Annotated in this window: 19 protein-coding genes; 13 read left to right on the forward strand and 6 right to left on the reverse strand. The window is 47.0% G+C overall.

The features are described 5' to 3' along the window. Positions 1 to 68: 68 nt before the first annotated feature. From ACFTRD_RS00175 to ACFTRD_RS00200, 6 genes are all read left to right on the forward strand, one after another. Entirely contained in the window at positions 69 to 488 is a 420-nt protein-coding gene (locus ACFTRD_RS00175; RefSeq protein ID WP_379376848.1) for a hypothetical protein, read from the forward strand. A 23-nt stretch (positions 489 to 511) separates the two neighbouring features. Continuing rightward, positions 512 to 5,497: a DUF4132 domain-containing protein gene (locus ACFTRD_RS00180; protein WP_379376850.1), complete on the forward strand. Its 4,986-nt coding sequence runs from the start codon at positions 512 to 514 to the stop codon at positions 5,495 to 5,497. A gap of 645 nt (positions 5,498 to 6,142) precedes the next feature. Beyond that, the gene (locus tag ACFTRD_RS00185; RefSeq protein ID WP_379376852.1) at positions 6,143 to 8,854 is read left to right on the forward strand and encodes a glycoside hydrolase family 3 C-terminal domain-containing protein; all 2,712 of its coding nucleotides are present in this window, start codon (positions 6,143 to 6,145) and stop codon (positions 8,852 to 8,854) included. Between the two features lie 70 nt (positions 8,855 to 8,924). Beyond that, complete coding sequence (locus ACFTRD_RS00190; protein WP_379381077.1) at positions 8,925 to 10,490, forward strand: glycoside hydrolase family 30 protein; 1,566 nt, start codon at positions 8,925 to 8,927, stop codon at positions 10,488 to 10,490. 40 nt (positions 10,491 to 10,530) lie between these two features. Beyond that, complete coding sequence (locus ACFTRD_RS00195) at positions 10,531 to 10,995, forward strand: acetyltransferase (RefSeq protein WP_379376855.1); 465 nt, start codon at positions 10,531 to 10,533, stop codon at positions 10,993 to 10,995. Then, positions 10,992 to 11,144 carry a hypothetical protein gene (locus ACFTRD_RS00200; protein WP_379376857.1) on the forward strand — a complete coding sequence of 51 codons (153 nt, stop codon included), beginning with the start codon at positions 10,992 to 10,994 and terminating at the stop codon, positions 11,142 to 11,144. Before ACFTRD_RS00195 ends, ACFTRD_RS00200 begins: the two co-directional genes overlap by 4 nt. A gap of 220 nt (positions 11,145 to 11,364) precedes the next feature. Here ACFTRD_RS00200 and ACFTRD_RS00205 read toward each other — a convergent pair whose 3' ends face one another. The 5 genes from ACFTRD_RS00205 to ACFTRD_RS00225 all read right to left on the reverse strand — a co-directional run bounded on the left by ACFTRD_RS00205 (position 11,365) and on the right by ACFTRD_RS00225 (position 14,803). Then, the gene (locus ACFTRD_RS00205; RefSeq protein ID WP_379376859.1) at positions 11,365 to 12,153 is read right to left on the reverse strand and encodes a formate/nitrite transporter family protein; all 789 of its coding nucleotides are present in this window, start codon (positions 12,151 to 12,153) and stop codon (positions 11,365 to 11,367) included. Between the two features lie 83 nt (positions 12,154 to 12,236). Further along, positions 12,237 to 12,644, reverse strand: a complete 408-nt coding sequence (locus ACFTRD_RS00210) for a hypothetical protein (protein WP_379376861.1) — start codon at positions 12,642 to 12,644, stop codon at positions 12,237 to 12,239. Positions 12,645 to 12,655: 11 nt separating this feature from the next. Continuing rightward, complete coding sequence (locus ACFTRD_RS00215; RefSeq protein ID WP_379376863.1) at positions 12,656 to 13,018, reverse strand: hypothetical protein; 363 nt, start codon at positions 13,016 to 13,018, stop codon at positions 12,656 to 12,658. 178 nt (positions 13,019 to 13,196) lie between these two features. Then, positions 13,197 to 13,415: a hypothetical protein gene (locus tag ACFTRD_RS00220; RefSeq protein ID WP_379376865.1), complete on the reverse strand. Its 219-nt coding sequence runs from the start codon at positions 13,413 to 13,415 to the stop codon at positions 13,197 to 13,199. Between the two features lie 392 nt (positions 13,416 to 13,807). Beyond that, entirely contained in the window at positions 13,808 to 14,803 is a 996-nt protein-coding gene (locus ACFTRD_RS00225) for a quinone oxidoreductase family protein (RefSeq protein ID WP_379376867.1), read from the reverse strand. A gap of 137 nt (positions 14,804 to 14,940) precedes the next feature. Here ACFTRD_RS00225 and ACFTRD_RS00230 point away from each other — a divergent pair, with 137 nt between their 5' ends. From ACFTRD_RS00230 to ACFTRD_RS00240, 3 genes are all read left to right on the forward strand, one after another. Continuing rightward, positions 14,941 to 15,807, forward strand: coding sequence for a LysR family transcriptional regulator (locus ACFTRD_RS00230; protein ID WP_379376869.1), 867 nt, complete (start codon positions 14,941 to 14,943; stop codon positions 15,805 to 15,807). Between the two features lie 15 nt (positions 15,808 to 15,822). Further along, entirely contained in the window at positions 15,823 to 16,923 is a 1,101-nt protein-coding gene (locus ACFTRD_RS00235) for a threonine aldolase family protein (RefSeq protein WP_379376871.1), read from the forward strand. A 308-nt stretch (positions 16,924 to 17,231) separates the two neighbouring features. Next, positions 17,232 to 18,611, forward strand: coding sequence for a discoidin domain-containing protein (locus ACFTRD_RS00240; RefSeq protein ID WP_379381079.1), 1,380 nt, complete (start codon positions 17,232 to 17,234; stop codon positions 18,609 to 18,611). 345 nt (positions 18,612 to 18,956) lie between these two features. Here the strand turns inward: ACFTRD_RS00240 and ACFTRD_RS00245 are convergent, their stop codons facing one another. After that, positions 18,957 to 19,988 carry a PocR ligand-binding domain-containing protein gene (locus tag ACFTRD_RS00245; RefSeq protein ID WP_379376873.1) on the reverse strand — a complete coding sequence of 344 codons (1,032 nt, stop codon included), beginning with the start codon at positions 19,986 to 19,988 and terminating at the stop codon, positions 18,957 to 18,959. Positions 19,989 to 20,360: 372 nt separating this feature from the next. On the opposite strand from ACFTRD_RS00245, the gene ACFTRD_RS00250 reads away from it, so the two are divergent. The 4 genes from ACFTRD_RS00250 to ACFTRD_RS00265 all read left to right on the forward strand — a co-directional run bounded on the left by ACFTRD_RS00250 (position 20,361) and on the right by ACFTRD_RS00265 (position 25,598). After that, the gene (locus ACFTRD_RS00250) at positions 20,361 to 21,500 is read left to right on the forward strand and encodes a glycerol dehydrogenase (RefSeq protein WP_379376875.1); all 1,140 of its coding nucleotides are present in this window, start codon (positions 20,361 to 20,363) and stop codon (positions 21,498 to 21,500) included. Further along, on the forward strand, positions 21,501 to 23,270 hold the full coding sequence (gene dhaK, locus ACFTRD_RS00255) for a dihydroxyacetone kinase subunit DhaK (protein ID WP_379376877.1): 1,770 nt from the start codon (positions 21,501 to 21,503) through the stop codon (positions 23,268 to 23,270). It abuts the gene before it with no gap. Positions 23,271 to 23,633: 363 nt separating this feature from the next. Then, on the forward strand, positions 23,634 to 24,386 hold the full coding sequence (locus ACFTRD_RS00260) for an SDR family NAD(P)-dependent oxidoreductase (RefSeq protein WP_379376880.1): 753 nt from the start codon (positions 23,634 to 23,636) through the stop codon (positions 24,384 to 24,386). A 213-nt stretch (positions 24,387 to 24,599) separates the two neighbouring features. Then, positions 24,600 to 25,598 (forward strand): NADP-dependent oxidoreductase, encoded by a 999-nt coding sequence (locus tag ACFTRD_RS00265; RefSeq protein ID WP_379376882.1) that lies wholly within the window; start codon positions 24,600 to 24,602, stop codon positions 25,596 to 25,598. The last annotated feature ends 1 nt before the right edge of the window (position 25,599 follow it).

Raw genomic sequence — 25,599 nt, forward strand, 5'->3', positions numbered from 1 at the left:
GTGGTATAGATATAAGGGCTGTATAGAAGCTTCTTATTAATATAAAGCAGTACATAGGAGGGAAAGCGGTGAACGTATGGATTACGGTGAAAAGTCTGGGTAGACGCAAGCCGGCACTTGCCAAACAAGCTGCCGAACTTCCGGAAACAACCGATACGTTGAGACAGCTTATTAAGAACATGGTGGCTCAGCAGGTTAAGGTTCTTCAGGACAAGAACGATGATGCGGAATGGCTTGCATACCTGATGCCAGAGGACATTCAGGAGCAGGGGGCTGCGGGGAAAGTGGGCTTTGGTGCAATTTACAACCAAGAGATTCCCAATGTAGAAGGCGCCATGGATACAGCTGTAACCGCATATGAAGATGGATTATTTAAAGTGTTTCTCAATGATGAAGAACTGCAGGGACTGGACGAGCCGCTAATGTTGCAGGAAGACGATAACGTGGTGTTTATCCGCTTTACAATGCTTGCCGGGCGTCTGTGGTAGATAGTGACGAGGAGGAGAATGGAATGGATCAGGAAGATAAAGTTCAACAGTATCAACAAGAGTTGCAGGAAAAGGTGGAATCGCTGGATGGTGTAGAGCAGGAGCTCGCAGGTTATGTCGCAGAGATGGCTGGTTTCACTTATTTGCGCGAAGACGAAAAGGCCTATTTGAATACAGATGAACTATTGAAGCGTGTGGCCGAGGAGACGCAAACGCCATTGTTCCGTCCTTTGCTTGATGTGCTGGTGCATCTGGTCAGTGAACCATTCCTGGCACGTTTCCGTTATATTGCAGAACGAGCAGTGAATTTTCCTTATAGTAAAAATTATGAGCGCAGACCATTTCGTACGACCGATCCCGAACAGCATATTGGACAGGTTCTTCGTAAAATGATTGCCTTGTTTCGTATGGAGATGCATGGCTTCTCTCTGAACGAATATGTATCCATGCGGGAATACAAGTTTGATTATCTTCATGAGATTAGAGCCGTTTTACCGGATTGCATTGCCTATGAATTGGATCATGAAACCGGCTATATGCAGCAGGCGCTGCATGATATTATCTATGGCGACAATCAGAATGCATTGCTGACCACTGAAATGATCAAAGGTATCTTTATGAGTGATCAGATGGATGCCTACCAGATGGTTGGGGAACTGCTGATTGCGGCCAGACTGCAGGAGGGTCTGCGCCAAAGTATTGTAGAACGAATGGATGAAGGAACGCTTGAGGCGTATATATACATATTAAAAATAATCATCGACAACAACCTGATTCGGTTCAGTTCGGTGGTGAGAGCGCTCGCGGTATGGACAGGGATTGGAATTGAAGCGGCGAATCAGCGTGTTGCTGCGCAATTAATTACACAAGCGCATCAAGCATTGACTGATCCTGCGGTGCGAGAGGAATGGCGGCAAAGTGACAATGCAAACCAATTGTTCATCAGTCTCTGGGCAACCGCAGTCATCGAAGAGAATGAGTTGGAGCGAAAAGTCATCCAAATCATGGATCACGGGAAAGTATATCAGCAGATTGTTGCACAATACGTACTTGCTAACAGTCAGAACAGAGGGCTGCGCTTAAACATGGCACGTCAGTATCTTGAAGTACAGGATATGGAGTTGCTGCATTGGGTGATTGAGAATTATGATGCCATGTACATGTTTAACTGGAGCTTTGAAAATGGGGAGAATCAACGTAGTGTTCACGTCTGGCCACTGCCTGTTTTTGAGGATAAAGCCGTACGTCGGCGTGACTTTGATTTGTTTAAACAAATGCTGGCCTACATTCCGCAAGGAGGGGCTGGTGGACCATCTGGTGTTCTTGAATTTGTTCAATATCGGATCGATCCAGATGATGTAGTGAAAAAAATGCTGTACCTTGCTGCGTATGACATGGACCCGGAATGGATTGGCGAGGTCATTGCACTTAAGGACAAGCTGAGCCCGGACCTGCGAGGAGAATTATTGTCCCAGTTTGTCCATCATCCCGAGATTGAAGTACAAAGAAAATTTATTTTTGACAGTCTGTCGGATAAAAGCATGAACAACCGTGAGAATGCTCTGCTCAAAGCCAAGCTGTTGACGCTGACGCTCGAAGAGATGCTGCAAATGGAGGCGTTGCTCAAACTGAAGACGGGATCGCTGCGTCAGAAGATCATTCAAGTATTATTGCTTCAGCCAACTGATCAGCTGATGGTATCGTTGAAACGACTTATACAATCCAAAAGTGAACTGCAGCGATTGGGTGCGTTGGAACTGTTGACCGAGATCTCCGCAGATCCACAACGCACCGAGCAGCAGGAGCAGATTCAGCCAATCATAGCGTTAATCAAGACACCAACAGCCAAGGAACAGAAACTGCTGGACAAGCTTACAGAACAGAGCAACAGGTATACGGAGGCTAATGGATTCGGCTTGTATGATCCTTCATGGGAAAATCCACGGCTTCATGAAGAACGTGATCTCGGCGGCTTCAAGCCAAAGGACCTGTTTACCCTTTCCCTGGAAAAAGCGAAGCAGTTTCTTGAAGGTTTGGATGCGTTGCTGCATGAGCACAGAGACCATGAATATGAGGCTGAATATTATGCGGGTTACAAAGAAACCTTGCTTGTAGGAGCGACTTTGCGCCCTGTGGTCTTCACCCCTTATGATCAGCGGCAAGATATAGCGTTATTGGAGCAATTCCCCCTCCATAATATTTGGGGGGAATATGTGCAGAAGAGTGGTCTGGATAGTAAGGAACTGCTGCAAATTTTGTTTGCGATCCGTTTGGAGGATCTGAATAAGAAGCTGGATCATTATTATCGATACTATTCCAACGTGTACGACTACAGTGAGTTGGAGAAACACTGGCTGCTGGAAGGATGGCGTAAAGAATTTGCCGAGGAAGTCTATCCGCTTCAGTATATCCAGGACCTAAAAAAGATGACCAGCCAGCTTCGTTACCAAGATCAGGTGAAAACACTGATTGAGGCCGTGTATGAGGACAGTGATAAGTCAGATACATTTGAAATCGCTGAACGGACACTGTATGCACTGATGAGAATGATGCCTGAAGAACAAATGGAAAAGGAATCGGGCATGCTCGATCTTTTGTCTGGTCCATGGTTCTATATTGTGCGGGATCGTGTACATGATGATGACAGTTTCATGCGATACTTTCAGACACTATGTCAATTCGACAGATTAAACAAGGACAGTCATCGAAACTCCTTCCTCACTCTGAACGATTATCTGCGTGCCTATGAACTGGGTTTCATTGATGCTCAGGTAGTCTACAAGCAGCTGCTTGTGGGAGAGTCCCGTGCCCTGTTTATTCGGGAATTGACATCCAGTCGGTCTGACTGGATTGCGGAGAAACCGGTATTGGCAGAACTGCGAAGAGCAGTTGTTGAACGAATTTTGGAGATTGAGTTGACCCGAGGAGAGCTCTCAACAGAAGTAAGTACGCTGGCCATGAAGCTTGAACGCATTGAAGGTATGGAGCATTGGGTGCATCTTGTTGCCGCCATGGATCAGGACACCTTTGTCCGTGGATATATCTATAGCTACGGCGATAATACAACACGTAAAGAAACGTTCAGCCATCTGATTCAGGTTTGCCATCCGCGTGCTGGAGAGGATGAACTGCTGTTGGGACAGTTGCTGGCGAAGCATCCCATTCAGGAAAAAAAATTGTTGGAAGCCGCGATGTACGCGCCGCAATGGATGGAGATCGTTGCGAAGCATCTGGGATGGGAAGGCCTGCGTAGTGCAGCGTGGTACTTCCATGCTCATATTAATGAACGATTCACCGCTGAAAAAGAAACTATTGTGGCGCATTATTCTCCAATTTCGCCCCAGGACTTTAACGAAGGCGCATTTGATATCGCCTGGTTTGAGGAGGCGTATGAGGCCGTCGGTGAGGAGCGGTTCAGTCTGCTGTACGATTGTGCCAAGTATATTTCCGGGGGAGCCAATCACCGCAGATCACAACTGTTCGCGGATGCAGCACTTGGGAAGCTGAAACTTGAAGACATGCGTGAATCCGTGGAAGAGAAGCGAAATAAAGATCATTTGTTGACCTACAGCCTGATTCCGTTTGCGGAAGAAAGGGAACAGGATCTGCGCGAGCGGTATGACTTCATTCAGAAGTTTCTGATGCAGAGCAAGCAGTTTGGTGCACAGCGCCGGGCTAGTGAAAGCCTGGTATCCCAGATTGCCCTTGGCAACCTTGCCCGTAATGCAGGATATGCTGATGTTACCCGGCTGATGTGGGATATGGAAGCTCGCAAGCTGGATGAGATGAAATCCTATTTTGAGCCGCATGAACTGGATGATAGTACTACAGCCCAATTGGTCATTGATGAAGAAGGTCAGCCTGAAATGGTCATCGTGAGCAAAGGGAAGACACTTAAGTCTGTACCTGCCCGGTTCAAGAAAGATGGTTACATCACCGAATTGAAAGAATTAAAGGCGGATCTGGTGGATCAGTACCGCCGGGCAAGACAGGAATTGGAGCGTTCCATGACGGCTGGAACATTCTTCACACGTGAGGAAATCTCCAATCTGATGCAGAATCCAATCCTTCGTCCACTGGTTCGCAGCCTTGTATTCCAGGCTGGTGACAAATTGGGACGCTTCGATGTAACTTCTGGTGGTCTTATTGCTCCAGATTCGGCGGGTACAGATAGCTCGATTCAAACCTTGGCGGAACAGGATACATTGCTGATTGCACATCCATTGCATCTGTTCCAGAGTGGAAGCTGGAGCGAATTCCAACGGGATCTGTTCAACCGTCAGGAACGGCAGCCATTCAAGCAGGTGTTCCGTGAGCTTTATCTTCCTAACGAGGACGAGTTGGCCAACGGTACAGTATCCCGCCGGTATGCCGGTTATCAGATTCAACCCAAAAAGGCGGTTGCCCTCCTCAAAGCACGTCAATGGACCGTCAGTTATGAGGAAGGCCTGCAAAAGGTTAGCTATGAGCATAATCTGATCGCCAATCTCTATGCCATGGCAGACTGGTTCTCGCCCGCAGATACAGAAGCACCTACTCTGGAGACGGTGCAGTTCTATGATCGGAAGACGTATAAACCTGTCGCGTTAAAGGATGTACCGCAGGTCTTCTTCTCAGAAGTCATGCGTGACATCGATCTGGTCGTTAGTGTTGCCCATGTTGGCGGCGTAGATCCGGAAGCCAGCTTGACCACGATTGAGATGCGTCACGTGATTGTGAATGAGTCGCTGCGTCTGTTGAAGGTCGATAACGTACGTCTCGATGGAAATTATGCTCGAATTGATGGTGAACTGGGAGAGTATGCCGTTCATCTGGGCAGCGGCAATGTGTTCAAACAGGCGACGGGCGCACTTCATATCGTACCTGTGCATAGTCAGCACCGAGGCAGGATCTTCCTGCCATTCCTGGATGAAGATCCGAGAACGGCTGAGATTTTGTCCAAAGTGATGCTGCTTGCTGAAGATAAAAAAATCAAGGACCCGCAAATTCTGGCACAGCTTCAACTATAGGAACCGATTGTGCCGCCCCGTTTGGGGCGGTTTTTTTACGTGTTATTCCGAAATCCAATGTAACCAGTGGGGAGAAATGAATGGAATCAATTATACGTTGGAGGAGGGAAAAGTAAAGAAACATCCAACATAAAAGCAGCTGAAGAACCTATTAAAGGGGACCTCAGTTGCTTTTTAATTTTCTATTTATTTATTGGCCGGAATGGTTCCGGTTTCAAAAAGACTTTGGACCCAGGGGATCGCGGAATATTCCTTAATCTGATAATTAATTGAATTAATTGGTTGAACGGATATGGGCCCATTTGACTGTTTTTAAAGGTTAAGAAATTGTTCAACAATAGTTACGGAAATGTAAATAATTCGTTTTCTTGTATTGTTATTTGAACTCGAAGAGGGGTGATGCGAAAGAACTAGAAACGTGTGGAACGCTTTTTTACCAAATTTAAGGGGGTGTAATCTGCGAGCAGGTCGGCTATCGTTAGGAAACGAAATTGCTGTCTTGCTTGCGAGTTGCAGTTTCAGAAGCTCTGTGCAAGATAACCTGAATGCTTGAAAGACTGGGATTAAGCCAGTACGTATTCCCTTGTATACATGTATTCAAGATGTATGCAGAAAAATGATCAAGAGAGAAGGAGAACTTACAACATGAACAGAAGACTCAATCTGATTTTCCTCAAACGATGGTTTATGCTGTTAATCATCGTGGCAGTAGCGGCTATGCCGTTGCACGCCTTCGCCGCAGAAGCGGAATCCGGGGCTGATCGCCCATGGATGAACAAATCCCTGTCTGCGGAGGAGCGTACAGCGTTGTTGCTCAAGGCGATGACACTGGAGGAGAAAGTCGGATTCGTTACCGGTAAAGTAAATAACTATTATGGTTTCTATAATGATGGACTGGAGCGCCTCGGCATTCCAGCGTTACAGATGGCGGATGGGCCTGCTGGGGTACGTGTGGCGAACCCAGATGTTCAGGACAAAAAGTCAACGGCACTGCCCGCACCAATTGCGCTGGCGGCTTCATGGGACACCGATCTTGCCAAGAAATACGGTGATCTTATCGGGCAGGAAGCACACGATACAACACATAATGTCGTTCTTGGCCCTGGGCTGGATATTGCGCGTACCCCATGGGGCTCACGTAACTTCGAATCCCTCGGTGAAGATCCGTTGCTCGCTTCCGGCATGGGTGCAGCGTATGTGAACGGGATTCAAAGTAATCCGGTTATTGCTACTGCGAAGCACTATATCCTGAATAACCAGGAGACGGAGCGTTTCACGACCAATGCAAAAGCAAGTGAACGTTCCATTCAGGAAATCTATGCACGTCCGTTCCAGGCGATGGTCGAAAAAGCGAATCTCGGTTCGGCAATGTGTTCGTTTAACCAGGTGAACGGTACATACGCTTGTGAGAACAAGGAGATGCTGACCAATGTCCTTAGAGACCAGTTTGGCTTCGAAGGGTTCGTCATGAGTGATTACGGTGCAAACTTCAGTACAGCCAAATCTGCCAATGCGGGTCTGGATCTGGAGACACCGGGAGAGCCTTATGGCAAATGGGGAGACAAGCTGCTCGAAGCTGTAAACAACGGCGAAGTTAGCGAACAGACTATTGATGAGAAGGTTAGACGGATTTTGCTTCAGATGTTCGAGAAAGGGCTGTTCGACAGCCCTGTAACGAATACACAGATCAATGCGAAGAAAGATGGCAAACAAGCACGTGAAATTGCGGAGCAGAGTATGGTGCTCTTGCAAAACAACGATAATACGCTGCCATTGTCCAGCAAAAACATGAAATCAATCGCTGTCATCGGACCAGATGCAGATAACGCATCTGCTGCTGGTGGAGGTAGCAGTATGGTTAACCCGACGTATACCGTAAGTCCACTGCAAGGTATTCGTAATCGTGCTGGTAACGGGGTGGATGTAAAATATGCAGCTGGAACTGATCCGATCTCTGCAGGGGATGCATTTAACGGTCCTTCCGCTGTTCCATCCACACTCCTGTCTCCGGCAAATGCCGAGAAGAGCGAGCAGAACTATGGTACGGAGAAAGCAGAGTATGGTCTGCGTGCCGAATACTGGACCAACACGAACATGGAAGGTGATCCTTCTCTGGTTCGTACAGACAATCAGGTCAACATGAATCTTGGATTTTACAACTATGAAGGGTTCAACGCTCAGTCATCCAAGCTTCCGGTGACACCAACGAAATTCAACAGTAAAATGTCCGCTCGTTGGACGGGTTCCATTACGGCACCCAAAACGGGTGAATACAAATTGTCTCTAACGAGTCTGGGCTCTGCGAAATTGTACGTGGATGATCAACTGCTCGTAGACAATCAAGGTGAAAATTTGAGCACGACCAAGAAAGAAATCACGTTAGAAGAAGGCAAGTCCCACAACATTCGCATTGAATATCGTACCGATTTCCCGGTACAGTCGAGTCATGATATGGGTGCCCAAGTTCGTTTCGGCTGGGAAGCACCTGAAGATGCTGTGGATGCCAAGATGCAAAAGGCAGTTGATCTGGCCAAAAAATCGGATGTCGCGGTTGTCGTGACACGTACGTACGACAGTGAAGGTTATGTAGACCGTTCCGATCTGGAACTTCCGAACAACCAGGAGCAGTTGATCCGCGAAGTGGCGGCAGCCAATCCCAAAACGATTGTGGTACAAATGAGTGGGCGCGCCGTGGAAATGGATTCTTGGCAAAAAGAAGTGCCATCCATTGTTCAAGCCTGGTATGCAGGTCAAGAACAAGGTAACGCGGTCGCACGGGTTCTATTTGGTGATGTGAATCCATCCGGCAAACTGCCCGTGACGTTCCCGTCTGATGATTCACAGACCCCGGTATCCACTGCGGAACAATTCCCAGGTGTGAATGGGGTGGGCAACTACTCCGAGGGTATCTTTGTAGGGTATAAAGGATATGACAAAGAAGGCATGACACCGGCGTTTGCTTTTGGACACGGATTGTCTTACACGAACTTTGACTACCGTAACCTGCATGTGAAAAATACAGGCAAAGGTGATAAGGCAACGGTAGAAGTATCCCTGAACCTGCGTAATACCGGTAAAGTTACCGGTGCAGAAGTGGTACAGGTCTATGTTGGCAATCTGCCAACCAAGGTGGAGACACCGGAGAAGCAGCTTGCTGGCTGGGCGAAGGTCGATCTGAATGCTGGCAAGCAGCAGCGTGTCAATATTCAACTGGATCGCAGTGCACTGTCCTATTGGGATGAAACGTCGCATGAATGGGTAATGCCTAAGGGTAAAGTCCAGGTGTATGTTGGCAGTGCATCGGATGATATTCGTCTGACAGGCAGTGTGAATATCGGAAGCAAGTCTGGTAAATAAAAGTTATAAATGAGTCGTGGCCGAATGGCCGCGGCTTTTTCCAATCAACGTGGGAGGAGAGTGATGAGTGATGAACATAGGCTGGCGAGAGCATCCCAAACGATGGATCATCCTATCAATCGCTGTTTGTTGTGTCGCCGTAGGAATCGGGCTTATCATCAACCGAAGCGAATCACCTGTTCCACCGCCAGTAGAGGACAAGCATGCAGAGGCTGAAGTCTGGCTGACGACGGGAGATCAGCAACATTTGCTGGAACCGCAACCAGCGATCCCTATAGCAGATAACCACGATGCTGGCACAACCTCCGTTGATTCCGCATCACAGCAGGCGGAACATTCCCGGTTGGAGTTCACCATACGAATTGACCCGGAGAAGACCTATCAGACCATGGATGGATTTGGCGCAGCTATGACGGGTTCGTCGGCACATCTGATCAACCAGCTCCCAGAGGAACAGCGAGAACAACTGCTGAAGGAACTGTTTACGACTGAAGGGCTGAACATGGATATGGTGCGTCATACGATTGGTGCCTCGGATTATTCGGTGGATGAATCAGGTCAGGCATCAAGTTATACCTATGATGATATCGCGTCAGGCACGGATTACAACATGGAACATTTTTCGATTGATAAGGATCAGGAAGTCGTGAAGATCTTGGAGCAGGTAGCTCGATTAAAGTCGGACCTTAAAGTGTTGGGCACACCATGGACGGCCCCGGCCTGGATGAAATATGGGGAGAAGACCACGAACGGCTGGTATCTGGATTACAACGATCCCCGGGTGTATGAAGCTTATGCGCGATATTTTATGAAGTACATTGAAGCTTATCATGAGAAAGGCATACCCATCTACGGGATAACGTTGCAGAATGAACCGGAGTTTACTACAGCTGACTATCCAAGCATGAGTATGGACGCTGAGGAACAGGCGATGTTCATTCGGGATTATCTCGGTCCGGCTCTCAAAGATGCAGGACTGGACACGCGAATCATCGCGTATGACCATAACTGGGATCAGGCGGTCGAATACACCAGCAAGGTGCTTGAAGATGAGCAGGCTGCTGCATACATCGATGGATCGGCCTTCCATTGTTATGCGGGTGATCCGTCCGCCATGTCGGAAGTATATGATCGGTTCCCGGGCAAAGATATTTATTTTACCGAATGTAGTGGCGGGGAATGGAGCCCTGATTTTGGCGAGAATTTGAGCTGGCAGATGTCAAACCTCATGATCGGTGCTCCGCGAAACTGGACGAAGAACGTGCTGCTCTGGAACATCGCACTTGATCCGCAGGGTGGACCAACCAATGGCGGCTGTGCGAACTGTCGTGGGGTGGTGACGATTGATCCCGAGAGCGGTGAGATAACCCGGAATGTGGAGTATTATGCATTGGGTCATATTAGCAAGTACGTTCGTCCAGGAGCTGTTAGGATCGATTCTACGCAAGAACAGGGCAAGATCGAGAACGTCGTTTTCCACAACCCGGATGGAACCATGGTGATGGTTGCAGCTAACACGGGAGAGGCAGAAGTTTCGTTTGATGTAGTCCTGGACAGAGATTCGTTTCGATACTCATTACCTTCCCACTCGGCAGCAACATTCCGCTGGAATCCGGAAATGGCGGTAGAAAGTTGACTCAAGTTTGGCAATGATGGGTACAGATTGGAGGTTGGACATGTTAATCGCTTCATATCGTGAACAGGATCATGACAAGTTGGTCGAGATTTGGGAGAGCGCAGTTCGGGCAACACATACCTTTCTGGAAGAACATCACATTCAGTTCTATAAAAAAGTGGTGAGCGACGTATTGCAGCAAAGGCAAGTCGAGGTGTGGGAAGCGTTGAATGCTGACAATGAACCCGTTGGTTTTATCGGTTTGGATGATAACTTTATCGAGATGTTGTTTGTAGACGTTAGTCAGCATGGACAGGGTGTGGGACGTCTTCTGGTTAACCATACCCTTAACATCAAAGGCCTCTACCTCAAAGTGGACGTCAACGAACAGAATACCGGGGCAGCCCGTTTCTATGAGAAAATGGGATTTGTACAAATAGGTCGTTCCGAATTGGATGGTTCCGGTAATCCGTTTCCGCTGTTGCATCTGGAGATCAACGCAGATCAACCGATCAAGGCACAATGAAGTCAGTCCTTGATCTGGTCTTGTCGATCCAATCCGAACTCAAGAAAATTGCCGAGCGTTTCCGTACGACGGATCAAGATGCCGTGAACAATGCCCTTATGGCGGCGCTAACCGCAGCGCAGGCAAGCGGGCAACGCAGGGTTACCTGATAGAGTGCCTGCTTGTCGACCCAGAGCTTGGAGTCATGTGGTTGTTTAATACATGGCTAATAGCTAAGAGGGCAGACGGCTCTTCCGTGAGCCTGCCCACAGACAAACACCCCCGCAACCTTCATCGTAAGATGGAAGGGTTGCGGGGGTGTTTCAGATTTCCCTTACCGGTTAGCCGAGGTCGATAGACCGGGCCGGGAGGGGATCTTTTTTTCAAAGATTAGTGTGTCTCTTCGTCCAGAAACGGTTTGTTCACGGCATAGTACATAAAGCCCATCAGCAGCACACCGCCCACCAGATTGCCGAGCGTTACCGGAACCAGGTTGTGGATCACCCCGCCCAATGAGATGGTCCCCGGATGATTCAGTACCAGTGCAATTGCGAACGTACACATATTGGCGACGCTGTGCTCATATCCCGAGATGAAAAAGCAGAAGACAAAGAGCATCATGGCGAACATTTTGGCTCCATTCTCCTTCATGAACATTGGCACAAAGAACGCCAGACATACGAGCCAGTTACACAAAATACCCCGGAAAAAGAGCTGCATGGCCGGAGCCTCCATCTTGTGCTCTACGACACTTAGCAGAAAACCGTTCACTTGAGAAGAATCGAACAGTCCTGTCAGATAGATTAAAAGCGCAAATACCGCGGCACCCATCAGATTCCCGCTGTAACTGGCGATCCACAGCTTGACCACTTCGAACCATTTCAGTTTTTTGCGTAATGCAGCATACGTGTAGTAGAACGTATTTCCGGTGAACAGGTCACCGCCACCATAGGCGATCAGAATAATTGCCGCGCCGAACGTGAGGGCAGCCATAGGGTATGTAAAAGGGGAGTCCTCCATATAAAAGAAGTTACCCGTCTTGAACGCCACGATGACGCCAAACCCGATAAACATGCTGGCGAGCATGGAACGTGCAAGGTACCTGACCAAGCTTTGTTTGTAGATCTTGTGTTTCTTCAGCGCCAGCTTCTCGACGTTGCGTAAACCTTCCGTTTCCATAATTCTCCTCCAATAACGTGATGTCTTGTTTACATTATAACGAAAATATGGAAGTTGGGGAGGGGAGATTGGATTTGTGATTTTTATTTAACGGGATAAGGATACATGCAGCACCTGAGAATTTCTGCCTTCTGCTCTTCTGTACGCTCACGCGGGGCAAGTTCTTCTGCATAGGAACGCTCAAGTTTGTCGCGCATAAATATCTCTGCACGTTCATTTGGCCTGGAGTAGAGGTCTTTGGCGTACGCTCCGAAAACATGGACATCCTGTACTTTTTCCATCACACTGTTCAGTAGCGGGCTACCCGCGTAGAGCAGGGAATCGGTTTCTTCACATTCAAACTTGAGAAAAAGAAGAGCCTTCTGTAATGCATTAATCTCACCCTGGGTAAGGTAAACAGGCTTCGTAGTGTCTATTCCTGATTCTTTATTGCACTGATCAGGGTTCTCATAAGGTTCATGTGTATGAGAACGGTCGTCACGTTTGTTCATTGAATATCACCTTAATTCGGATGAAGTTCCCGTCTCGCAGATGCGCCAAAATCGGGATGGTATTGAAGTGACTCTATTGCGGACCTGGCACCAGAAACATGTTGATGTGCAACAAGAATAGCAAAGGCAGCCCATTTGACCAAAATATACGCATCCCCCTCCAGAACCTCCTGAGCCAATTGGATCTCGGCTTCTGTAATGGGCAATAACGCGAGAGTTTGTAAGACGTAGTTCTGTACATCCTCATCTTCTTCCGAATCTCGAACAAGTTGCGCGGCAGCATGAAGGATCTCATCCAGAAGAGCAGAGGAGCCTGCCATACCAAGAGCACGCCAAGCTTCTATACGTACCAGATCTTCTTCGTGTGAATCCAAGCCAACAGCGAGGACTTGGTGAATAAGGTGGTTATCCGTTTAGCTCAATCAGATCACGAAGTGCCTGCAGTTTTTCTTCTCCACGGACTGCGGCAAAATCGGGCTGTTTATTTTTGTTGTTGTCGTTGTCGTTATAATTCATATCAGACATATCCGATCATTCACCTCCTGAAGTATGTTAGGGCTGGGGCGGAAGAATGATTGGACGAGCAGCCAGGGCTTCCTCCACGATCTGTTCGGGTGTCAAGTCCCGATCATCCCAGAAAATCAGATTACTGATCTCCGCATAAGGCTGCTCTTGCTCTAACTCGTTTAGCATGTCATCCAGTTCATCCTCAGTTCCTTCGGCATTCATCAGCTTGCGAACCAAATCGATTAAATGCACATGGTTGGACATATTCATACCTCCTAAATGATTCATAGAGTGAACAATCTAGTCTTTCATGGGCTGATCCAATGGATCATACGTAACGAGTACTGGTAAAAATTTTGGCTCAAGCATCAGATTAAAGGTTTTTCCGTCTTGATCAGCATAAGAAATGAAATAGCTCCCAAAATGAGATTCATAGATGAAATCCCTGTATTGAAAGGAGCGTTCGGGGTACTTTATGTTCACATATAATGTTGTTACCCCTCTGGAAAAGGTCTCTTTCAACATCGGAATTTGGGCCAAAAGCATAATAGCGGCAAGAACAATGGCTATACGTTTAGCGAGACGGGTCAGATGGATTCCCCCCATTATCGAAAATGATTTTTACCCATTAATGAAGGTCCATCTAAAATCAGATGTCACTCCACGAGTATAGCAAGATTGCCAAACTGCTCGGCCTTTTCCATACGTTCGAATGCTTTCGCTGTATCCTGCAACGGATATATGCCATCGATTACAGGATGTATATCCTGTTGCTCCACCCAATGGAGCATCTGGACAAACTCTTCACGGCTGCCCATGGAAGTTCCAATCAGGCTGATTTGCGGGAAAAAGATGGAGCGGATCGGAACAGTCAGATCATCTCCCGAGCTTGCACCGTACATCACGATACGTCCACCTGGTCTGATTATATCAAAATATTTCGGGAACATGTCTTGTCCGATGCTATCCAAGATGAAGTCAACGGGTTCCAGATCGTTCTGCAAACTCCAATTGGTATGGCTATCCAATGCACGGGTAGCGCCCAGACGCAAGGCCTCTTTTCTTTTGGCTTCACTTCTGGAGGTGACGGTTACCTGGGCACCAGCAGCTACAGCCATGAGCAGGGCATAGGTCGCTACACCGCCACCGATGCCGGGAATGAGGATATGTTCACCCTCACCCTGCTTAAGTGCGCCACGAGTGAATAGTGCGCGATATGCGGTCAATGCCGAAAGGGACAACACGCCTGCTTCCGTCCATGATAGATGAGTGGGTTTTGGCAAGGCATTTCTGGCAGGGAGCGTAATATATTGTGCGAGCGTTCCATCCGCAGGTCCCCCTATAATATCAGGCACGATGGGTACGTCAACTGCGTGCTCCCAACCGAGAGTAGGGTGGATGATGACCTCATCACCCACAGATAATTCGTCTACACCTTCTCCAATCTCTACGATTACACCTGCTCCATCTGAACCAAGAATGAGAGGTGCGTCCTGTGAGGTACGTCCTGCCATGATGAACAGATCTCGATGATTGACTCCAGCGGATTTCAGTTGGATCTGTACTTCACCGGCTTCGGGTGCCCGAGATGTTGTCTCTGTATATTGAAGACCTTCAAGGCCGCTTTGGCCGGAATGTATAATAGCTTTCATTTTCACAATTCCTCCCTGTCTATATAAATACTTCACTACTGAGCCTCATTGTACAGATGGGGCAGATTCACGTAAAATGAACAAAAATGAATGTCAGTATCAATTCAGATCATAGATAACAAGCAGGTGATCAGGGCATGGATGCAGGAGATTTGAAAATATTTCAGACGGTTGCCCGTGAAGGCAGTATCAGCAAAGCCGCATTAGCGCTGAATTATGTGCAATCCAATGTAACAACGCGAATCAAACAGCTGGAAGAACAGCTGCAAGTACCACTGTTTCATCGTTCCAACCGGGGCATGTCGCTCACACCAGCGGGTGAGAATTTGCTTGGATATGCGGATAAAATATTACATTTGTTATATGAAGCGGAGCAGGCAACTCAGATCGGGAACCCACCCGCAGGGATGCTGCGTCTTGGTTCGATTGAGACGGCGGCCTCCAGTTTTCTGACGCCGCTGCTCGCTGAATACCGTTTATGTTACCCCGAGGTGCAGCATTCGTTAATTACAGGGGGTACACATGAACTGAATCAGAAGGTTATTCAACATGAGCTGCATGGAGCTTTAATATACGGACCGATCGACCACCCTGAGCTGAACTATATGAAAGTGTACGACGAGGAGTTGGTACTGATTGCCGAACCTGGAACCCATGAACTGCATGATGTACTGCGCAGACCCATGTTGTTTTTTGAAATAGGCTGTACACATCGCGCGCAGGCAGAAGCCTTTATGAAAGATCAAGGCGTGCACACCCTCAATGTCACGGAATACGGAACACTCGACACCATTATGAATGGCGTATCTGCCGGGTTGGGTGTGTCATTGCTTCCACGTTCCTCGGTTACGAAAGCAGAACGAAGAGGTGAGGTTGCAGTGTTATCTTTGCCTGATCCGTATCGCAGGTTGGAAGTAGGATTCGTGCATTCCCGGAGTGAGCATCGATCCGGAGCGCTGGGTGCATTGGTGCAGATGATGACGAAACAAGGACCAGAACAATAAAAGGAGTGAATAACCTTGAAGGATACAGAGCTAACGTTAGCGGAAGCATTTGATCAGGCGGAGTTTATTATAGGCGGCCATGGCAGCCGTAAAGTCAAAGTGCTTCAGGAAGTGCTGGCGCATGTGGATGGGGAACAATATAGTGATCATTATGGCAACGGTAAAATCATTGATCAATTCCAGCAGCAGATGGCTGACGTTCTGGGCAAGGAATCGGCTGTATTTTTCCCCAGTGGTACGATGGCACAGCAAATTGCCTTACGTATCTGGTGTGACCGCAAAGGTATCAAGCGGGTAGCTTACCACCCTTTATCTCACCTGGAAATTCATGAGGAAGACGGAATGAAGGAACTGCATCAGATTGAATCCATTTTACTAGCGGACAAGGACCGACTGATTCGATTGGAAGATGTAGAGGGGATGAACGAGGACATTGCCTGCCTGCTGCTTGAACTGCCTCAACGCGAGATTGGTGGACAATTGCCTGCATATGAAGAACTGGAGGCAATCTCGGCCTATTGCCGTGAACGCGGGATCAAGCTTCATTTGGACGGGGCACGTCTGTTCGAAATCACGCCTTATTATCAGAAGACACCAGCCGAGATTTGCAGTCTGTTTGATAGTGTCTACGTATCTTTTTACAAAGGCATTGGCGGAATCGCTGGGGCTATATTAGCAGGGGATACGGATGTCATGCAAGAATCGAAAATATGGAAACGGCGGCACGGCGGCGATCTGATCGGCCTATATCCATATATCCTCAGTTCTCAGTATTATTTCAATGAACGGATTGGCAAAATGGGGCTTTATTATGAGCAGGCCAAGGAACTGGCCTCCCTCTTGAATGGGTGTCACGGTATACATACGTTGCCAGAAGTGCCCGTCTCCAATATGTTTCACGTACATATTCCGTTGGCCCAAGCCGAGGTGGAGCGTATTCTGGCATCCATGGCTCAGCAATTCGACATAGGGATTACGTCATATTTGCAACAGACCAGTGAACAGAGTTGTGCCTTTGAACTCTCAACGGGGGATCGGTATCCGAATGTTCCCAAGGACAAGCTGCGTTCAGCACTGGAATGGCTGGATGAAGAGATGCGGAAACATGTGAAATAAAAGAAGCTGACCAAATCGATATGTATAGTTGCTCTATCCGTTTGTTGGATAGGGCTTTTTTTATGTTTTTAAAAGGGCACTCCTGCATGAATGGGCACTTGTCATTAGTCCAAAGTCCGGCTTTTATCTCGAAAATAGGATGAACGGATGCATGAACCTGTAGAGAAAACAGGTATGCAGGATTATTCCAATATTTTCTTTATCATGTAAAATATAAAAAAGGGAATATATTCCATTAGAAATAAAGGAGCGAAACTATACCGTTTATTGATTTCAACTTCATTTTAGGGAGAGAAAGGATGAATATCATGTTTTCACGTCAAAAATTTACGTTAGCTGTAATGTCACTTGCTTTATCTGTAACAATACTGGGAGGCAGTGCAGGATGGTCCGGAGAGGTGTCCGCAGCCGATACAACCGATTCAAGTATATCGATCAATGCCGTCTTATCAGACATGCCTTCGGAATTGAGATCATCCATTGAGTGGGTGTATACCAATCGCATGATTAAGGAAGGGTCAGTTAACCGGAAGAACCTGATCTATGACCAGATCTTTGCAGGCAAAGGCACCATCAATTATGTGGTTCGCTGGCAATCAACCAAGAACCTGACGCTGCAACAGCGCAAGGATATTGAGAAGATGCTTGGACGGCAAATGAACAACTGGACCAAGCATCTGAAAGGATACGATGGTTGGCCTTATGGAGATATTGCGGTTAAGGTTGTGGGTTGGGCTGTAGCCAATCCGGCACAAATTTTGGACAAGCAGTCCAGTGAAATGGTCTACACCACAACAACAGTGGATGAACTGAGCAAAACAGACCCAAGAATCCCGGCGGCTTTGCCGTATGCACCAAGTGAACTGTCGAGATTTGAGCACTTTACGAATCCGAACTATGTCTATCCAGGTGGTCTGGACAAGCGGTTTGACATGTATTTGTGGGGAACGTCCAACTTCGGCGGTGGTGCAGGCGGAGACTGGGGACAGCGGGTGTCCGATGATTACATTTTGAGTACCGTGAACAATAATGAAATACAAATTACCGAGCACGAGATTGGACATGGGTTCGGGATGCCTGATTTCTACGAAGCGCAGGATCGTCCTCCGGGTGGTTTCCCGTTACCGACGATCATGTGGGCGGGCAATTCATCGACGATTACAAATTGGGATGTATGGTTGCTTCGTTATACATGGAGCCAACTGAAGAAGGATACCGCCCGTTTCCCGATTACACCATCCACCAATCAACCTGGTAATGTAGCTTTGAACGCCATAGTGACAACCTCCTATGTTTCTCCTTGGGAAACGATTAATGCACTGAATGATGGTTTGGACCCGGCGCATTCCAATGACCGTACTCAGGCTGTGTATGGGAACTGGCCGGAGACGGGTACGCAATGGGTGCAATATGAATGGGATCGTGCGTATACACTGTCACAGAGTGATATTTACTGGTTTAAGGATAATGGGGGGATTGATGTGCCTCGCTCGTACAAGGTTCAATACTGGGATGGGAATGCATGGCGTGATGTGAGTAACGCCAAAGGTCTGGGCACACAGGCGAACACATATAATACCACGACGTTTGATCCGGTAAGCACGACAAAGATCCGTCTTCAGATGGTGGCAAATAATCCGGCCTCCACAGGCATTCTGGAATGGAAAGTTACAGGTGTCGCGTTATAAGATAGGATTCGATTAATGTGAAATGGCTGATCAGTGGCGAGAGTCCTGATTCAGCCTTTTTTTGCAGGAAAAGAAAGATAGGTGACGAAAGGTACTTTAATGCAGCAATAATGCAGCTTCTGTATCATCACGGCGTTAATAGTGAACATATTCGTGGACCACAATTTCATTGAGTTTCATGTTCAGGAACAGATGAAGTAACAGGCTAGTCGGAAGGGACCTGGACTCCATTGTAGCAATGGCAGATTAATAGGTGAAATATCTTTTAACCTCATCTTTGATACGAAAAAGATATCAATGAGCCTTTCCAGCGGAACTAAAACTTGCAGCTGTATTTAGGCTTGCTCATTGCTCCTGCATGTATTTGCGATAGAGGGCAGGTGTAATCTCCTCGAATTTTTTGAATGTTTTGATAAAATAACCCGATTCATTGAACCCCAGTTCATCGCTGATCTGCGACACGGGCATGTCTGTAACCTCCAGCAATTGTTTGGCCCACTTGATTTTGAGCCGTGCTATATAGGTTGTGAAGTTCTCACCCGTTTCCTTGGCGAACAGCCTGCTGAAGTAACTTGGACTCAGATGGCACAGTTCGGCCATTTGTTTGAGCGAGACCTGCTCACTTTTGTGACTGTGAATATATTCAAAAGCAGGCTGGAGCACCGGGCTAGAACTTTCCGTTTCGCTCGGACTGTTTTTGAGATAGGCATCGGCAATCGCATTGGTCATTTCTTTTTTGATCGACTCAATATTACGAATGGAGTATCCAGGCAGAATGGTGGACAGATTCAGAGACTCCTGATTCCCCGAAGCTTTCTCGAACATCTCCACCAGCAAATTTTTATTGAGCGCTTCCTCGACAATGTAGTTGCAGAGTAAAGAAAGCATGTTGGAGATTTTCACAACTTCTTCATAGGTCATGATAGGCAGCTGGTCATAATCGTCCCGTAATTCCTCCAGCTTTGCAGCATGCATAGGCACGTTCTTGGACGTGACGATCTGTTCCAGATCTGTCCCTTTCTCCGGGTCAGCGAGCTTCACTTGTCCTGCCATTACAGCACCGATATATTTTCCATCAATCGTGATTGGAATGGCAATGTCGACTATATTGAAATGACACAGATACACATAGGGTTCATTTAATCGAACAGCTTCCAGACCCCCGCGGGAATCACATTTTTGGCAGTAGGGAAGCAGTTCAGGATCTTTGCGTACCTTTTGGCAAAAGACTTGGCAGCTGCTATGACTGGTTACGGGAATGCCTTTATAGTCGACGGTTAGAATAGCCAGCTTGGTCACGGTGGCAAGAGAATCTTGTAGACGCTTCCATTTATTCAAATCAAGGATTTTATTGATATGCAGATACTCTTTAATCATGGGTGGAACCCTCCATAGCTAATCTGATGAATGATTTTGTTCGTTAAAAGTTAGCAAGTTGTACATATTAAGATGAGATAACAACGGGTAAATAGTGATGGGAGGTCAAAATTCAACCATCGCATGACAATAAGATACCATGATTCCACTAAAAAGCAAAAAATTACGATTGCAAATTATAATAATTTGTTATCAAAATCCACTGTAACCCGGACATGCATGAGTTATATTTAGACTTAATTATGAGCATCTAAAATTTAATGTATAAGTTCATCCAAGAGATACATCAGGTAGCTTGTTTAAGGCTTTAAGGCATGGCATCCAGGTAATTTATACGTAAGTGAACTTATATCATCCATAGGAGGCAATATTATGAGAAAAGCATTTATTAGCCCAACGAAATACGTGCAAGGTGAAGATGAATTATTGAACCTTGGTTACTTTGTGAAGTCCTTCGGGGAATCTGCATTGCTGATCGCACACCCTGATGATGTACAGCGTGTAAAGACAAAGCTCGATGCAACGGCACAAAAATTTAATATTACGTTTGTTGAAAGCGGTTTTAGGGGTGAATGTTCCCGTGAGGAAGTGGCTCGTCTGCAAGACATTGCAAAGGAAAAAGGATGCACATGCACCATTGGCCTCGGTGGTGGTAAAGCGATCGATGCAGCCAAATGTGTAGCCGAAGGTGATGCACTCATCATCTGCCCAACCATCGCTGCAACGGATGCACCAACAAGTCACTCTGCTGTGTTGTACACGCCGGAAGGTGCGTTTGATGACTACGCTTATTTCAAACAAAGCCCAAGTGTTGTTCTCGTGGATACAACGGTTATCGCAAACGCACCAACCCGGTTCCTTGTATCGGGTATGGGTGACGCGTTGTCTACGTACTTCGAAGCAAGAGCTACAGCGAAATCGTATTCTCGTGTGAACGCAAGTCTGCCAATGGGTTCCCGTGAAGGATACACCCCATCTGCGGTAGGTACAAATGCAGCACTTGCCCTTGCAAAACTGTGTTATGAAATGCTGCTGACTGACGGATTGAAAGCGAAAGTAGCCAGTGACAGCAATGTCGTGACTCAAGCGCTGGAAAACATCGTTGAGACCAACATTCTATTGTCTGGTCTTGGATTTGAGAGTGGCGGTCTGGCTGCAGCACATGCGATCCATAACGGATTCACCATTCTGGAAGGCACACATCACTATTTCCACGGGGAAAAAGTAGCCTTCGGTACGATTGCCCAGCTCGTACTTGAAAATGCCCCGACCGAAGAGCTGCACCAGGTGCTCGACTTCTGTCTTGAAGTTGGCCTGCCGGTATGTCTGGCAGACATCGGTGTAGATACGATCAGCCAGGAAGAGTTGCTAAAAGTGGCTGAAATTGCTTGTATTCCGGAAGAGTCTATTCACGCGATGCCTTTCCCGATCACCGTGACTGAAGTTGCCGGTGCGATTGCTACTGCTGACCGGATTGGCGCGGAGTACAAAGCTCGGCGGGAGGCGAAATAAATGAAGAAAATCATCAATCAGGCTGAACATGTGGTCATGGAAATGTGCAACGGAATTGCGCTCGCGCACCCGGAGCTTGAATTTTTGAGGAAATATAAAGTCATCAAACGCAGAGAGATTCAAGCTGACAAAGTCAGCCTTGTCAGTGGCGGCGGTAGCGGGCATGAACCGGCTCATGCAGGTTACGTTGGTAAAGGCATGCTGGATGCTGCGGTCTGTGGAGATGTGTTCGCGTCTCCTTCCCAGATTCAGGTGTACCAGGCGATCAAGGCCACAGCCAGCAAGAAGGGCACGCTGCTAATCATCAAGAATTACAGCGGCGACATGATGAACTTCAAGAACGCGGCGCATCTTGCAGAGGAAGATGGCATTGACGTGCAATATGTACGGGTTGAGGATGACATTGCTGTACAAGACAGTCTGTATACGGTTGGACGCCGTGGCGTTGCCGGAACCGTACTGGTGCACAAAATCGCTGGAGCCGCAGCTGAAGAAGGCCGCAGTCTGGCAGAGGTAAAATCCGTTGCTGAGAAAGCAGCACAGAACGTACGCAGCATCGGATTTGGATTTACTTCCTGTACCGTGCCTGCCAAAGGCACACCGACGTTCGAAATTGCCGAAGATGAAATGGAATTCGGTGTAGGAATTCATGGTGAGCCAGGTATTCGCCGCGAGAAATTGGTATCTGCGGATGAGCTTGCAGGCCGCATGGTTGAAGCGTTGCTTGCAGACATGAAGCTGGACAAGGATGCATCCGCTGAGATTGCTGTGCTTATCAATGGCTTTGGCGCGACACCTTTACAGGAGCTTTATCTGCTCAATAATTCAGTTCAGCGTGAGCTGGCACAGCGCTCAGGTCTGGGTGTAGCCACGACGTTTGTTGGCAATTACATGACGAGCATTGATATGGCAGGCGCATCGGTGACGATCCTGAAACTGGACGATGAACTAAAAACGTTGCTGTTCAAGGAAAGTGATACACCTGCGTTCAAAGTATCTGGCCCTCCAGTAGCACAAGTGGCATACTCCGAAGCGTTGGACGCAGTCGTGACTGAAGATGTTCCAGTATCCTATGAAGTGGAGACCCCAGCAGCGTCTGCGGTAATCAACAACAATCAGTTCTCCCTGGATAATATCGTCTACCTGATCGATAAGATGAGTGAGATCATCATTAAGAACGAAGTCCCGTTCTGTGAACTGGATTCCCATGCGGGTGACGGCGACTTTGGCATGAGCGTAGCGAAGGGCTTTAGACAACTTAAGCGCGAATGGAACCATATCGTGAACGAAGAGAAAACGAATATCGGTTCATTCCTCGATGCATGCTCTCTGGTCATTATGGAATACTGCGGCGGTGCATCCGGCCCCATCTGGGGTTCGGCCTTCCGGGCGGCGGGCAAAGCCGTAGGTGACAAGCAGCAATTGAATGTTGCCGAATTCGCTGATATGATGCAGGCGGCAGTACAAGGGATTCAATCGACAGGCGAGCGTTCCTTCGGACGTGGTGCCGTTGTAGGTGACAAAACATTGATCGACGCAATCGTTCCTTGTGCCGATGCCTGGACGCAAAGTGCGAAGTCCGGAGATGACTTCAAAACAGCGTTTGCCAAAGGTGCTGAAGCAGCAGTAGAAGGTGCGAAGAAAACAGAAGACATCGTGGCACGTATGGGCCGCGCGGGTGCTGTTGGTGATCGCAGTCTGGGCTACCCGGATGCTGGCGCATATGCGCTGGGGGTTATTTTCACAGAGCTATCCGAGTCCATGAAATAAATATATGCTATGGGTTTGTCTGAAACCACTAGTGCAATTCAGCGAGAATGAAATCAAGCGGCGTATCGCTTGATTTCATTCTCGTTTTTCTTCCCAGTTTGCCGATGGTTCACTTAAATGTACAATGATTATTCGAGGTGATTACAATGGATTAGCAAAAATTAAAGAATATTATTGATGTGACACTGTCCGCTTTAGAAATCACAGACCACAAAAATAATTCTTTACCGATCGTTCTCAAAATGATATAGTAACAGCAAGTTAGATCTAACTTTGTTTTTTTGCGATTTTGAGAACGTTCGTTCTAAAATGGTTTTGCAAGCTTATCTACACTAATCTGAATAATCTGAGGGAGAGAATAAGATGAAATACACAGTGATCACAGGAGCAAGTTCAGGGATTGGATATGAGACGGCATTGGCCTTTGCTGCACGCGGCAAAAACTTGATTTTGGTAGCTAGAAGATTGGATAAATTGGAAGAACTTAAGTCAGCAATTCAGGATATTGATCCTGCTGTAGATGTTATTGTTCATACAAGTGACCTGTCTGTTACAGATCAGGCTTACACGCTGTACGACAATTTAAAAGAATACCAAATTGAGACGTGGATTAACAATGCAGGGCTCGGTGAAGGTTCTTTTGTAGCAGAACAGAAGCTGGATAAGGTTGAAACGATGTTGCGTGTTAATATCGAATCCTTGACCATCCTTTCTACACGATATGTAAGAGATTATGCTGATGTAGAAGGAACTCAACTCATTAACGTCTCATCCGCACTTGGATATGCCATTGCTGTTGGAAGCGTCGCTTACTCTGCATCTAAATATTACGTGAGTGCCTTCACAGAAGGGCTGGCCAAAGAACTCGAACTGAAAGGTGCAAAGCTAAAGGCAAAAATTCTGGCACCAGCTATAACGGAAACGGAATTCGTCAAGAAATCAATAGATGCTGAGGAATTTGATTACAAAGTAAACATGCCTAGGTACCATACTGCCAAACAAATGGCGGGCTTCATGGTGGATTTGTATGATAGCAACGAAGTGGTAGGGATTGTAGACCAGAACTATGATTTCAATCTGAGAGGCCCAATCTATCCAATCATTTCAGAATTTTAAATTCAATTCGACGAAGATTCGAGCATTGTAATTAGCATATCGTTTAGCAATGGCACCGATGAGACCTCATGGCATATATCGTAAATCATGGTGTACAACGGATCGTTGTGCGCCATGATTTATTCACAAACGTTTAATGTCTTCACAAGGTGTATGTTGGTTTAAGGTATTCGCATCAACTCTGATTTAATTAGCAAAGGAAGAGGATGGATCATGAGAGCAGCACAAATACGGAAATATTCAAAAAAAATCCAGGTGGAATTAAATGATGTAAGCATACCACAGATCAATAGCCGTGAGGTGCTTGTCAAAGTAAAAGCAGCAGGTGTAAATCCGTTGGACATTCTTAATATGAATGGTAGCGTTCGGTTGATTGCCGATTATGCGTTGCCATTAACTTTAGGAAATGAACTGTCTGGTACAATTGAAGCCATTGGTGATGATGTTTTGAATTTTAAGGTGGGTGACCCTGTCTATACGAGGCTGCCACTTGCTAAAATAGGTGCTTTTGCCGAATATGCGGCCGTGAATGAAGATGCTTTATCCATCATGCCTGAACATCTATCTTTTATTGAAGCTGCTGCAGTCCCCCTTACTGCCTTAACAGCTTATCAGGCATTGCATGATGTACTTGCTGCCCAGCCGAATAAAAAGCTATTCATTCCTGGAGGGACTGGCGGCTTTGGCGCTATGGCCATCCCCATTGCCAAATCTATGGGATTACATGTTATTACAAGTGGCAGTGAAAGAGGCAGATCTCGTGCAATGTCGATCGGCGCTGATCAATTCATTAATTATAAGACAGAGAATTATGCTGACGTCCTATCCAATATTGATTATGTCATTGACACTTTGGGCGCTAACGAGATCAAAGCTGAACTAGGCATTTTGAAACCACAAGGGAAATTGGTCTCATTAAAAGCCGGGCCTAATTATCGCTTTGCGGTTGACTATGATTTTCCGATGTGGAAAAAAGCTTTATTTGGTTTAGTCGGTGCTCGCTTAGATTCTTTAGCGCGTAAGTATCAGAATGAATATCGATTTTTATTTGTACAAGAAAGTGGAAGTCAGTTACAGAAAATCACTACACTTGTTGAAAATGAAAATATCAAGCCTTCTATAGATACAACGTATTCGTTTGAAGACATTAACAAGGCGTTGATTAAGGTGTCGACGGGTCATTCCCAGGGCAAAGTGATTGTAACCTTCTAGA

Source organism: Paenibacillus sp. NPDC056933 (genome assembly GCF_042674385.1).
GTDB lineage: Bacteria > Bacillota > Bacilli > Paenibacillales > Paenibacillaceae > Paenibacillus.

Coding starts and splice junctions, on each gene's coding strand:
- ACFTRD_RS00180 (WP_379376850.1), top strand. CDS start 512: ATGGATCAGGAAGATAAAGTTCAACAGTATCAACAAGAGTTGCAGGAA.
- ACFTRD_RS00185 (WP_379376852.1), top strand. CDS start 6,143: ATGAACAGAAGACTCAATCTGATTTTCCTCAAACGATGGTTTATGCTG.
- ACFTRD_RS00190 (WP_379381077.1), top strand. CDS start 8,925: ATGAACATAGGCTGGCGAGAGCATCCCAAACGATGGATCATCCTATCA.
- ACFTRD_RS00195 (WP_379376855.1), top strand. CDS start 10,531: ATGTTAATCGCTTCATATCGTGAACAGGATCATGACAAGTTGGTCGAG.
- ACFTRD_RS00200 (WP_379376857.1), top strand. CDS start 10,992: ATGAAGTCAGTCCTTGATCTGGTCTTGTCGATCCAATCCGAACTCAAG.
- ACFTRD_RS00205 (WP_379376859.1), bottom strand. CDS start 12,153: ATGGAAACGGAAGGTTTACGCAACGTCGAGAAGCTGGCGCTGAAGAAA.
- ACFTRD_RS00210 (WP_379376861.1), bottom strand. CDS start 12,644: ATGAACAAACGTGACGACCGTTCTCATACACATGAACCTTATGAGAAC.
- ACFTRD_RS00220 (WP_379376865.1), bottom strand. CDS start 13,415: ATGTCCAACCATGTGCATTTAATCGATTTGGTTCGCAAGCTGATGAAT.
- ACFTRD_RS00225 (WP_379376867.1), bottom strand. CDS start 14,803: ATGAAAGCTATTATACATTCCGGCCAAAGCGGCCTTGAAGGTCTTCAA.
- ACFTRD_RS00230 (WP_379376869.1), top strand. CDS start 14,941: ATGGATGCAGGAGATTTGAAAATATTTCAGACGGTTGCCCGTGAAGGC.
- ACFTRD_RS00240 (WP_379381079.1), top strand. CDS start 17,232: ATGTTTTCACGTCAAAAATTTACGTTAGCTGTAATGTCACTTGCTTTA.
- ACFTRD_RS00245 (WP_379376873.1), bottom strand. CDS start 19,988: ATGATTAAAGAGTATCTGCATATCAATAAAATCCTTGATTTGAATAAA.
- ACFTRD_RS00250 (WP_379376875.1), top strand. CDS start 20,361: ATGAGAAAAGCATTTATTAGCCCAACGAAATACGTGCAAGGTGAAGAT.
- dhaK (WP_379376877.1), top strand. CDS start 21,501: ATGAAGAAAATCATCAATCAGGCTGAACATGTGGTCATGGAAATGTGC.
- ACFTRD_RS00260 (WP_379376880.1), top strand. CDS start 23,634: ATGAAATACACAGTGATCACAGGAGCAAGTTCAGGGATTGGATATGAG.
- ACFTRD_RS00265 (WP_379376882.1), top strand. CDS start 24,600: ATGAGAGCAGCACAAATACGGAAATATTCAAAAAAAATCCAGGTGGAA.